The sequence below is a fragment of the Faecalibacter rhinopitheci genome (genome assembly GCF_015234135.1).
Classification (GTDB): Bacteria; Bacteroidota; Bacteroidia; order Flavobacteriales; family Weeksellaceae; genus Empedobacter; species Empedobacter rhinopitheci.
Genome location: NZ_JADGIK010000013.1, coordinates 17,928 through 29,989, shown reverse-complemented (window position 1 = coordinate 29,989; position 12,062 = coordinate 17,928). Strand labels below are relative to the sequence as shown.

The 12,062-nt window shown below is 25.6% G+C and carries 15 protein-coding genes; 3 read left to right on the top strand and 12 right to left on the bottom strand.

The genetic code is table 11. The features are described 5' to 3' along the window. Nucleotides 1-322, bottom strand: a 322-nt coding sequence (locus IM532_RS12905) for a hypothetical protein (RefSeq protein ID WP_194183912.1), incomplete at its 3' end; no start/stop codon positions are given. Between the two features lie 200 nt (nucleotides 323-522). On the opposite strand from IM532_RS12905, the gene IM532_RS12900 reads away from it, so the two are divergent. Further along, a complete protein-coding gene (locus IM532_RS12900; protein WP_194183911.1) occupies nucleotides 523-2,151 on the top strand; it encodes a helix-turn-helix domain-containing protein in 1,629 nt (542 codons plus the stop codon). A 99-nt stretch (nucleotides 2,152-2,250) separates the two neighbouring features. Here the strand turns inward: IM532_RS12900 and IM532_RS12895 are convergent, their stop codons facing one another. The 9 genes from IM532_RS12895 to IM532_RS12855 all read right to left on the bottom strand — a co-directional run bounded on the left by IM532_RS12895 (nucleotide 2,251) and on the right by IM532_RS12855 (nucleotide 9,008). Beyond that, nucleotides 2,251-2,448 carry a hypothetical protein gene (locus tag IM532_RS12895; protein WP_194183910.1) on the bottom strand — a complete coding sequence of 66 codons (198 nt, stop codon included), beginning with the start codon at nucleotides 2,446-2,448 and terminating at the stop codon, nucleotides 2,251-2,253. Nucleotides 2,449-2,585: 137 nt separating this feature from the next. Then, entirely contained in the window at nucleotides 2,586-2,975 is a 390-nt protein-coding gene (locus IM532_RS12890) for a hypothetical protein (protein WP_194183909.1), read from the bottom strand. A 612-nt stretch (nucleotides 2,976-3,587) separates the two neighbouring features. Further along, entirely contained in the window at nucleotides 3,588-5,027 is a 1,440-nt protein-coding gene (locus tag IM532_RS12885) for a PDDEXK family nuclease (protein WP_194183908.1), read from the bottom strand. Nucleotides 5,028-5,416: 389 nt separating this feature from the next. After that, complete coding sequence (locus tag IM532_RS12880) at nucleotides 5,417-5,794, bottom strand: TIR domain-containing protein (protein ID WP_194183907.1); 378 nt, start codon at nucleotides 5,792-5,794, stop codon at nucleotides 5,417-5,419. A gap of 2 nt (nucleotides 5,795-5,796) precedes the next feature. Beyond that, entirely contained in the window at nucleotides 5,797-6,768 is a 972-nt protein-coding gene (locus IM532_RS12875) for a caspase family protein (protein ID WP_194183906.1), read from the bottom strand. Further along, nucleotides 6,765-7,340, bottom strand: coding sequence for a toll/interleukin-1 receptor domain-containing protein (locus IM532_RS12870; protein WP_194183905.1), 576 nt, complete (start codon nucleotides 7,338-7,340; stop codon nucleotides 6,765-6,767). Before IM532_RS12870 ends, IM532_RS12875 begins: the two co-directional genes overlap by 4 nt. A gap of 105 nt (nucleotides 7,341-7,445) precedes the next feature. Continuing rightward, nucleotides 7,446-7,646 carry a hypothetical protein gene (locus tag IM532_RS12865; RefSeq protein WP_194183904.1) on the bottom strand — a complete coding sequence of 67 codons (201 nt, stop codon included), beginning with the start codon at nucleotides 7,644-7,646 and terminating at the stop codon, nucleotides 7,446-7,448. A gap of 6 nt (nucleotides 7,647-7,652) precedes the next feature. Then, nucleotides 7,653-8,207, bottom strand: coding sequence for a mobilome CxxCx(11)CxxC protein (locus IM532_RS12860; protein ID WP_194183903.1), 555 nt, complete (start codon nucleotides 8,205-8,207; stop codon nucleotides 7,653-7,655). A 306-nt stretch (nucleotides 8,208-8,513) separates the two neighbouring features. After that, on the bottom strand, nucleotides 8,514-9,008 hold the full coding sequence (locus IM532_RS12855) for a T9SS type A sorting domain-containing protein (protein ID WP_194183902.1): 495 nt from the start codon (nucleotides 9,006-9,008) through the stop codon (nucleotides 8,514-8,516). An 873-nt stretch (nucleotides 9,009-9,881) separates the two neighbouring features. Between IM532_RS12855 and IM532_RS12850 the strand changes: the two genes are divergently transcribed. Together IM532_RS12850 and IM532_RS12845 are read left to right on the top strand one after the other, a co-directional pair. Continuing rightward, a complete protein-coding gene (locus tag IM532_RS12850) occupies nucleotides 9,882-10,301 on the top strand; it encodes a hypothetical protein (protein WP_194183901.1) in 420 nt (139 codons plus the stop codon). A 19-nt stretch (nucleotides 10,302-10,320) separates the two neighbouring features. Further along, complete coding sequence (locus IM532_RS12845) at nucleotides 10,321-11,061, top strand: hypothetical protein (RefSeq protein WP_194183900.1); 741 nt, start codon at nucleotides 10,321-10,323, stop codon at nucleotides 11,059-11,061. A gap of 180 nt (nucleotides 11,062-11,241) precedes the next feature. Here IM532_RS12845 and IM532_RS12840 read toward each other — a convergent pair whose 3' ends face one another. Next, nucleotides 11,242-11,658 carry a hypothetical protein gene (locus IM532_RS12840; protein ID WP_194183899.1) on the bottom strand — a complete coding sequence of 139 codons (417 nt, stop codon included), beginning with the start codon at nucleotides 11,656-11,658 and terminating at the stop codon, nucleotides 11,242-11,244. Next, nucleotides 11,651-12,061 (bottom strand): helix-turn-helix domain-containing protein, encoded by a 411-nt coding sequence (locus IM532_RS12835; RefSeq protein ID WP_194183898.1) that lies wholly within the window; start codon nucleotides 12,059-12,061, stop codon nucleotides 11,651-11,653. The genes IM532_RS12840 and IM532_RS12835 overlap by 8 nt, the downstream gene beginning before the upstream one ends. Between the last annotated feature and the right edge of the window lies 1 nt (nucleotide 12,062).

Sequence of the window (12,062 nt, the reverse complement as noted above, 5' to 3'; positions counted from 1 at the left end):
TAGATGAATTTGCCTTAGGATATCCCCATTTCGTAGAATCTTTTTCTATAGATGAATTTGTCTTAGGATATCCCCATTTCGTAGAATCTTTTTCTATAGATGAATTTGTCTTAGGATATCCCCATTTCGTAGAATCTTTTTCTATAGATGAATTTGTCTTAGGATATCCCCATTTTATAGAATCTTTTTCTATAGATAAAGTTGATACAGTTTTATTAATATAATTACCTGAATGATTAATGTTTTCAAAATCATCATCTATACAACTTGTAAATGTAAATAAAGCTGTTAAAAAAAGTAAAGTAGAGAGTTTTTGGCTCATTATTATTTGATTTATTAATTTGACAAGTGCAATTTATTTGGAATATTTAGCATAAAAAACAACAATAGGTTAGCTTTTATAAATGGAGACCTATCTATTTAAGTACCTTATAATAAGATATATATGCTTTATTATTAAGGAAAATTTATAAATAAATTACATTCACTATATTTGAATGCATTACCTAGCTACTAAATTTTATGAAAAATCTATATTTTTTCTTTATTGTTATATTTTTTTGTCCTTTAAAAATTTATTCACAAGATGAATTTTCAAAGAGATCATATCATTTTACAGATTCACTATTTATTAAAAATTTAGATTTATCAAATAGTAAAAAATATATTGATTCAGCAATTTATTATGGAAAGAAAACAGGAAGTAAAGATCAGCTTGCTTATGTGTACTCGAGTATAGGATTTTTCTTTAACAAGGTTAAAGCATTTGAAAATTCATTAGAATTTTTTAAAAAATCTAATGAGTATGCGACAGAAACTCATAATAATTATATAATAAATTCAAATTATTATAGTATATCTCTTATATATTTTCAATTAGGAGATTTTAAAGAATCAAAAGCATATTTAATAAAGAGTTATAATTATTTTATAATTAATCAAAGAACTCAGTCAGATAAATTAGCACTCTTAAATGTATTAAATAGATTGTCGTTTATAGAAGTTATAAACGATGATATAGAAAAATCCAAATTTTATAATAATTTGGAATTTACTTATTCAGAAAATCCTTTAATTATCAATGATTATAAATATATGCTTTCTCTTCCAGTGAAGAATAAAGGAATTATTTTGTATAAAGAAAAAAAATATTTAGAATCTATAGAGCATCTAAAGAGGACTATAAGTGATTTTGAAAAAAAAAATATTTATTATTGGCTATCTATTTCATATTCTTTTATTGGTAATAATTATTTAGCTTTAAAGGATGAAAATAAAGCATATAGCTATTTTTTAAAGGTGGATTCTATATTTAAAAAGCATAAAGAAACTGATCCTTTGATAAGAAATGGATTAGAGCAATTGAATGTTTTAAATAAAAAAAATAATAATATAAATAAACAATTAGAATCTATTAATACTTTAATAGAATTTGACAGTTTACATAATGTTAGAAATACTAATTTATCTAAAAAATTTTATGGAGATTTCTTAAGTGGAGAGCTTAAAAAAGAAAAAATAGAATTAGAAAAAAAAATAATATTTAAGGAAAAATTGAATTTATTAGTAATAATATTATTTATTATTACATGTTTATTTAGTATAGTCATATTTATAATAAATAAAAAGAAAAATAAAATTTTGAAATTAAAATTTCAAAAAGTTTTAGAAGGCTATATAATAGAAATTAATTCTCTTAAAAAAGGTTCTTTAAAAAAAGAAAATAAAGTAGAAGATAAAATTATAATTAAAAAGTTAAATGATGGTTTTATCGATGATTATATAATTAATGATATTTTGATAAAATTAGAAGAACTAGAGAAAGAGAATTATTTTTTAGATTTAAACACTAATTTAAAGAGTACGTCGGTATGCTTAAAAACAAATACTAATTACTTATCTTATGTTATTAATACTAAAAAAGGAATGAATTTTCCTTCTTATATAAATAAACTTAGAATTAATTATATAATTAAAGAAATAATAGAAAATAAAAAGATAAGAAATATGAGCATGGATGGAATAGCTAATTGTGCAGGATTTAAAACAAGACAAAATTTTTCGGATACTTTCTTAGAGGTAACAGGAATGAGACCCTCATATTTTATTTCAAATATTGATAAAATAGATATTAATGAATATATAGGTTAAAATAAGCATGTAATATAGTTTTTAAGATTATATAAAATTCTTTTGAAAACTTATTTTATGTAAAATGTGTTATAAGTTTTAATTAAGAGAGTAAATGTTTTACATGAATTTATTATCTTTAATAGATTCTTTTGAAATTCTCTTACGAATTTCTTCTAATTTACTAGCTACTAAATTATTATATTCTAAATTTGTTATTATGGTTCCTTTCGAAAAAGAAGATATATTAGTGTTTCCTTTTAAATATTTAGAATATTTTAAAACGGCTTCGTAATTATTATTGAAATTAACTTTCATTAAAATACCTTTTAAACCTGCTAATCCAAAAGGATAGATATTTTTATTATAATCTTCATTATGCCAGACTGTTATAACATACTATTTATCACCTTTAATATCTTTATCTATTCTTAATAAAACCGCCTTTCTACATTTTACATCATTAATGTAATATCCCAATTAAATTCATCAAAATTTTTAATAATTATGAACTCTTTATTTAAAAAAGATTTAAAGTTCTGAACTTGTTGAATAGATTCATTGATAAAAAACTCTCCTTGAGTTTTTAAAAATATATCACTATATTTTATAGCTCCCGTTTGTGAATTATTTAGTTTAGAAATGGGTTTAAATAATGATTGATTGTTATTATATGTTAATTCATATTCTATAAGATTAGTATTATAGTCTATAAAATCATTATTTTTTGGTTTCAAAGCATTATTCATTTTAACTTCATATACAAAATAGTTATCAGAGGTATTTTGAGATAAAAGACAAGAGGATGTTAATAACACTATTATTAATGATATTAAATATTTCATTTGGTTATTTTAGAAAATTAAATATTATTTCAAACAAGATTTTATTGCAGAATTATAAATTTCTATTAGTTCATTTGAAGATAGAGAAGAATTAGTTTCTTCTGCGTAACTCATTACAAAGCCAGCAAATTGTTCACAATTCATCATAGCTTTTTTATTTTACCATGTTTTAAAATTACCACCTCTACTGTTTTTTTAGATTTAATAATAGATGAGTTTGTTTTAATTGAAGAAGCAAATAAAAAAGACCCTCCTAATAAGAAGAAAATTGGTAATGTTTTTTTTCCATTAAAATATTTTTAAATTGATTTTTAATTAACCTAGCTATTAGGTTGTAACAATGATATAAAGCTTTTTTTTCAAAAAAACAGAAAGTAATTTAGAAAAAGTACCTATGTAAATATTTAAAAGTGAATTTTTTTCTAAAGACTACCTACTAAACATAAACAAAATCATATAGTACAACAAATCCTCCAATCGGAGGATTTGTTTATTGTACATAAAATGAGTTATAGAGATTTTAAATTTTTGCAGATATTAACCTTTTTTACACTGGGATTTTTGTTAGGATATTCAAAAAATACTTATGATTAAATATCATAATTTTTGATATTATACATTCTGATTTACAAAGTATTCTTTCATAATTTCAGTAATTTTTTTTGTTTTAGAAGTCTCTGCTTTTATAAGAATATCTTTTTCAGAATAATAATTAATTTCATACTTCTTAAGAGATTTTTTTTTATCTTCAAGAAGGTTTATAGCTTCATCAGTAAATCCAGAAGTAGACCAAAATTCAAAAATAATAGTTTTATCATTGTCATTTTGTTTAATAGATTTATATATGAAAGGAATTTTATTACTTATCCAATCTTCTATTTTTTTTAAATCTATTTTTGCTTTATAAGCTTTACATTCGCAAACAATTAATTTTTCTTGAAAGACTGCATAAACATCAATGTCTTTAAAACTTCCATTGTAATTTGCTTTTTTACCTATAGTTAAGCTTTGACAATAATTACTATAATAGTAGCCTACAGCTAACTCAAATAAATCACCTCTTAGATTATTAGTTTTACCTTCAGTAAGTCTATTTAATTGGTTTAATAAATCTAAATAAGCTTCAGGATGTGATTTTAAAACTGCACCAGCATTTGTGACAATACTTATTAATGACTCTAGAAGTGTTGTGTACTCGTTACCAAAAATTTTATCTACAAAACCTATTATAATTCCATTCTCTTTTAACTTTTTTAAAGCTTCTGTAGTTACTACGTCAGTAATTAAAAAAGGAAGAAAATTATTTTTAGTTTGAGATTTTATTATTTTTATTTTTTGAATAAAGAAATCTATACTAGATTCATTGTTATTACTTCCAATTAAAAAATCTGCTAAAATAAAAGCAGGTTGTAGAATTTTATCATTTTTTAGTATTCCAGAAATATAGCTAGGAGCGGTAAACCCAAATTGGAACTTACAGAATTCAGAATGAAATTCACCTTTATTATATGAAATAAGTCCAATACTCCTAGTGTAATTAAAGAAATGATTAGCTAAAAGATCTTCACTTAATTCAATTGCTTTATAATAATTAAAATTATTTGATGAAGATTCTGAAAAAAGAGGAGATAAGGTGTAATATTCATCCTCTTCATAGATGATATTTAATCTTATTAAATCATTAATTACGTTTAAAAAAGATTTGTGGGTTTTTAAGTTTTTAACGGGGCTAAAAGAATATGATGCTAAATTATCTTTTTTCATATATCCTTTATGATAGTCTAAAGCAATTATTATAGAATAATGTTTTTTAGCATCTGTTTTTATCGAGAACAATAGAGATGTATAAAATATGTCAGTGTTATACTGATCTTTATGGTATAAGAAGGTTTGGTTATTCTTAAAGAAGCCTTTAATTTTAAAAATAGTATTTCCTACCCGAGATATTCTTTTTCTAATGGCTTCATCACTTGCACCACTATTTTTATAAAACTCTATTATTTTACCTGATAAAGTTGGTCCATTTTTTAATATGTAATTTTCTATTGTCACACCTCGCTATTTATAATATTTACTTATAGTGTCAAGAATCATTTTTTTTAACTGTTTATTTGAATAAATAAAAACCTCATTATCAATTATATAAATATTGGTTGGTTTTTTATATTTTTTTAAAATGTCCAATAAAATACACAATTAATGTCACAAAACTATGAATTCAAGTGTACGAAAATACATTAAAAATGAAACCTAATTATTTATAAAGTTTAATTATAGTGTCAGTAGTCGGGTCGAAAAAAAAAACAGGGTTGACCTATCCAAATATCTTACTAAACATAATTTAAATTATAGAGTATAACAAAGCCCCATATTGGAGGCTTTGTTTATTTTAAATAAAAGGTGTTATAGTTTTACCAGACTTTGAGTTATTGTGTGCAGTTTTATATACTTTCAATGAAGTTTTTTACATTCTCCCATGTCCATGCTTCACTTAAAATACCATACATTTCTGAAGGTTTATTATTAATGTTTCCATTTTTAATATATATCCCTCTTACTCTTAACTCTAACTCCTTGGCACAATTTATCTCCCAAATAGCACCATCTGCATTCCTTGTATTTTCTGATATCAATACAATCATAGCATCACAACCTTTTATTCTTGTCTTACAATTTGTTTTCCAGCTAGAATCCCAAGGTTTTTTGACAGACATATCAACAAATTCATATGGTACTCTTGTATTTTTAGCTTGACCGCAGAAAAGTAGTTTTGAGGTTTCATCTTCCATGGCAAATGAAACAAAAATTCTTTTTTTCATATTTATATTCTTTTATCTTTTACTAATCTCCAATAATGAAAGCCTAATGCTGTAAGTTTACATGATTTACCATTCATCGCTGCAAAATACATATGTTCTTCATCAACAGGAATAACCAAACCGACTTTATTCATCTGTTGTAATTTTTTGAAAATTTCAACATTTTCTGGAATTGCAAACGGTTCAATGTATTCATGTTCTATTGTTTTATCATTTGTAAATTCAAATGAAGGATCTAAGTCAATCTGTTCTGTGGGGCTTGGAAATAGTCTAGTTATTTCTCTTAATGTTTGCATTGGAATCTGGGGATTTACCTGTCTTAAAGAAACAAATTTATTTATGTTGGTTTTAAAAACAGGTCTTTGATCCCATGCTCCTAATGCCTGGTCAATAAAGGCATAAATACTACCTGGAGTAATATGTCCTCTTAAATCAGCGGCACCACCTTTAAGTGCTTCTAATAAAAGTGTAGTAAAAACTCCATGTCCTCCTATATTTTCTAATGATACTTCATCACTTTTACTGGCTGTTAATATTGTTATTCCGTCTCCTATATCAGCTTTATTATTATTGCCACTAGGACTTCCGAATACTCCTGAATGACAACAATCAAGTATTATAACCTTATTTTTGCATTTTGAGACATTTGCATAATTCAAAACTTCATCCATCCCTACACCTAAGTCATTTTTTTGCGCATCAGGAGTAACTAAAAATCCACCTCCTAAGTCATCAATATAACCGTGACCTGAAAAATATAAAAGAGCAACATCAGAATCACCTTTAAATAAATCAATAATTAGTGTTTTTAGCTCAGATTTTGTCGATACATTGAGCTTAAGTTCAATATCAAAATTTGGAGACCCATCTCCATTGGTATCTAAGATTGATTTTATAGCATAAGCATCGTTTTCACATCCTGTTAAAGGAGCTATTGGATAATCATTAATGCCGACAATTAAAGCTTTTTTCATATTCTAGTGTCTCTTTGAAATGGTTTTATATTATCTAAATATTGGTCAAATACTACGTACTTTGTAGGATTTTCGATAACCCATATTTTAGGTTTTCCATTTTGATTATTTACTTTTTTTATATAGGGATATAACTTTAAATATTCAAAACCAGAATATTTTTCAGGCATATTATAACTATTTTCATAAACAGGTATTATAGCACATTTATTGGTATTTCCATCAACGAATCCTAATTCCCAAGGCATCCATTTACTTGTAGTTGAATTTGCTGAAATAGCAAGTAGCAAACTTTTTGAATTTTTCATTCTATTTCGTATATGCTCTGCGGATTCTTTAGTTACATTATTTCTGTCCAGATGTGGATCAATAATCCAATCAACATATACTTTGTAACCTTGTGAAGTTAAATCTAAAAATAGTCCTTTTACAACTTCTTTGTCTAAAAAGCAATGGGAAAGAAATATATCAAATGTTGTATATTCTTTTGATTCATTAATAATTCTTTGTTTTTCTGAAAAAGTTCTAGTTTCACTTAAATTTTTCAGTGATGGTATTGTGTAAAAAGACATAATTAAAATTAATAAGGGTTTGTCTAAAAATAACTAATATATTATTGTAAACAACGTTTCGAGGTTTAGCGACACTGTAAGCAAAATCACTATTAGCAGAAGATTTTATTTACCACAAAGTTTACATTTTCCATTTGTGTTTACTGGACCGCTATAAAGCCCCTTTTCAATAGTGTCTCTCGATGGTCCACTATAAAATCCTTCGTTTAAAGGTTTAATACATTGTGATTGAAGAATATAATTAACTGCTTGTTTCTTTTCTTCAGGGCTTAGCGCATTAAAGAATAGTTTGAATTTTTCTAGCATATTTTATTATTTTATATTTCCGCATAGTTGACAATTTCCTTTTGCAAAATTCCAAGGAGATGAATTGCAATTTGGACATTTTACTGCGTGATTACCAGGTTCAGATTCTTTAAGAGCTTCTCTATATGCAAACTGACGCTCTTTTTCAGTTATATTAGAAAATATATCATTATCTGAATTATCAATCTCAATAACATACCTAAAAAACCACTCATTTTCAATGTCACTCTTGTTTTTTAAATTATCACATTCATTAGCTACGTATATATTATTTTTCAAACCAACTTTATGAATAATTATTAATTCGTTGTACTTATAGAATATTGCTATCAATGAAACGCATATCAAAAACATTGATAAACAAAATGATAAGACATTCATAAATGCTTCGAATTCAGTATTAATTGTAACATACTGTGCAGTTATAAAAAGTAGAGGAACTATTATTGTTAAAATCAAAACAAGTCGATTTCTTCTTTCATATTTTGCTAAACCTTTTTTATGTAAAATTTTTGCTGATAAGGCATTTAATTTTGTTTGTTCTAGTCGATTTGTTGACATACTGCTGTGATAAATTTTCCTAACATAGTACTTTACGAAATAAATTAAATAAAAGCTTCGTGAAATATTCCCTATGTTCGTATTTCGGATAATTAATTTGCTAAAAGTAATAAATTCTATAATAGTATATTGTATTTAATTCTCATTTATAGGAATAACGAAGTTATTATCTAATATTTTTAAATTGTCAGTCATAGATCACGAAACTCTATAATTGATACTTTCTTAATATATTTCAATACTTAACATAATGGTGGTTATAAGTTTAATTTCTAATGGATAATTTAAAGTTCTATTTTGTGAAAATTAGTTAATCAGTAATTTGTCTTGAAAAGCTTTTCCGTTTATATCGGTTGCTTTGATGATGTAAGTTCCTTTTGGTAAAAACTGCACATCAATTGTTTGTGTTAATCCACTTTTTGCTTTTTGAGTGATTACTTTTTGTCCGACTAAATTGTAAACTTCTATCAACGAATCTTGATGAATAAATCCTTTAATGTACACTTTATCCTTCGTTGGATTTGGATAGATTTTTAGCGTAGAAGTTGAAATGTCAGAAGTGCTTAAATCATCATTTCTACCGAATTTAGCTAAAAAAAGTTGTCCATAATCTCCATTATCAGGTAAATAACTGTAATTAGGTTGATGTGAATTAGGTGTAGTAATATCTTTTGGACTATCGGTAAGTCCTGCTAAATAAAAAGTTTCGTCATCAATAGGTAATAAATTAGACATTTGTTCTCTTCCGCTACTCCCATAAAAACTTCCCCAAACTAATTGTCCATTAGGGTTAAATTTCATCATTAAAAGGTTATAATTACCCGCATGGGTTGGTCTAAATGTATTTCCTTTTAAAGATATATTGGTACTTCTAGTATCACCAGCTAGATTGGGACGCTGACGAGTGAGTACTTAGAACTTAGTGACGAAGTTGTTTACGCTTTTTGTGCCTTGCCTGGTCACTTTAGTGACGAGATTTTGAAGCAATTTAAGGCCGTTATTACTACACTTTCAACACATTTTAACGCATTTATAGAAAAATGGACAAAAAAATAACTAAAAACATTGACTTTTATTATTTAAGCTACTATATATAAGAGTATCACATTTGTTGTTACATGTTTTTTTGCTAATTAAACATTATTTATTTGTATTTTTTTTTGGAAAGTCACTCATTTGAGTGGCTTTTTTTGTTTTGATGACTATTTATAGTTATATGACAAAGTTAACTTCATTCATTATTACTGGTGTGAAACTACTTACTTCACTACTCTCTTCTACTAGTCGTGACACTTCACCAACTAGCGAAGACATTAAGCAACGGCTTACACGAATTAAAACACACCTAAACAACAAAGGCTACTATTAAGTAGCCTTTGTTATTTCATGTTATTTATCTCTTCGCTAAGTATTTTCAAGTAAACCTTATCTAGTTCAAGAATGAAATTTAACCAGGTGCTAGAGTTTGGTATTTCGCCGCTATTTAAGATCTTTCACCTTGTCAAGTAACTGTTGAAGCATGTCGTCACTTACTTTTGAATAAAGCTACTCGTTGTAATTCTAATTTATTCAAGGGTTAAATATAAAATTATTTAAAAACTAAAATAAAATTTTTTTAGTCAAAATACAATAAGCTATAAATTAAATAGTTATTATTGATAATTAACTCATATTATGAAAATAAAATTTTTATTTATTATAACATCACTTCTATTTATATCCTGTCATAATGACGAATGTTATGAGCCATCAAGAGATATCATTCTTGAATTTGTAAACACTAATGGTGATAATTTAATTGAAAATGGCGAACTTGATGTATCCACTATTTCGATTAATAAAATTCTTTCAGAAGATGAACAATTTGGTGTACACAACAATGTAGTTGAGGGAAATAAGCTCAAACTTAATAATGAAATAAGTAGATTCGATGGAATTCAAAAATTTATTTTTTCTTCTAATTTAAATTTATTCACTTTTGAAATTAACTCTGGTAAGGTAAATGATTGTGACGCATATTACATTAATTATATAATATTTGATAGTGTCTACAATGAAAAACAGAATGATTATTATAGAATCACACTTTATTAACACTTAAATATTAATACTTATGAATAAAAAAAATTATGTTCCTCTTATTTTGTCGATAGGAGCATCACTATTTATTACATCTTGTTCTCAAGATGATGATATAGTAGAACAATCTGTAAGAAAAACTACTTTAACAGCTCAACAACGAGAAATTTTTAGAGAAAAATTAGATAGTACACTTGTTAAAATGTATTCTCATAACGTTAATCTTTCTAAGAATCTATCTTTAGAAGCCTTACCACAAGCTTATTTTGAAAAAAATGGTAGTGTAAAGACTTCAAATTTAACTCAAGAACATTATATGGCTGCGATTCAAAAGGTAGGTAATGAGAGTGGTTTGAATGTTGCACCTAAAATTCATGGTCCCTTCACGCATACTTCCCACTATCAACTTTTACGCATAAACAAAAAAGTGGCTGTTGAACCAATAAATGGATATCCTCCTTACGGTTACTATTTTTCTGATATATATCAATATCATGGGTTTTATTCTGCACCAGCTGAAGCTATTACAGGATATGTAGATAATACTCCTACAACTCAATGGGGATGGGGATATAGAACAGAAGATGCATTTCAAGAAGAAAATAGAGGAATTGTATTTAGCTCTAGTCATTACGGGAATTATATGATGATGTTTGCTGACACATACTCAATGCATATTAAAACTAACATGGTTGGACAAAATTTTTCACTTACAAGACCATTTAATTTTAGAAATGCTATTCTAGAATATAATTTTTATTATATAACTTTATAATTAGTTGTACTTTAAAGTACAACTAATTTATAATTAAATAAAAGAACCCATGCTACTTAGCATGGGTTCTTTTATTTAATTATAAATTTAAAAACAACCTATATTTTACATAATTAAAATTATAATACATAAAAATGTCCCATAAAGACTTTAACTTTCGGGACATTTTAATAGTATTTTTTATGTTATTTTAATTCTATTTTCTAAAATTAGTTGAGGATCAATAATTGGTATAATGATTTTGTCTACAGTAATAAATTCATTGAAAATAATACCTCTTAATGTGGAATATGACATTCCTAAAAGAGTTTTTACAAGTGTTGCATTAAAAACTGTTTCACCTTCATCATTAATTTTATAATTTTCTTCAAGATTATCAACCTTATAAATAAAATCATAATCTGATTTTAGAATAATTTGTTCCTTTTCATCAAATAATGCAAGACTTAAAAAAATTTTAATATTATTTTCTTTTAGATTATGCATCATATTATGAGCAATACCTACTTCGTTAATATTAAAATTATCTTTTGAAATATTGTTTTGAATTTCTACTGGATTAATATCCAATAAATGTATTAACGCAGGATTAACCATTTACAACCATTTCTTGTTCAGTATAATACTTACTTTCAATAAACCCATCATTAGAAATAGGTTTATTGTGATAAATTTTAGCTGTAAGATAGATAGGATCAACTGAAATTAAATCACATTCTAAAGCAACTTCAATTTTACAAATTGTTTTCGTTGTAAAATTATGTTGCCCACTTAACCATTTACTAATTTCAGATTTATTTTTTCCTAATCTCGTTGCTAAATTGATTGGTTTAAGTTGTTTTTTTTCTAAAACTTCTGCAATCCTATTAGCGATTGCTAAGTTTTTTTTAACCGTTTTAGTAATCACTGGATCTGCGTTCTCTGCAAGCCAATTTCTAATTGGGTTTTCTTTTTTAATTGCCTCGTTCTCTTGATGCAATTTGCGTCTAGAAATTTTCATA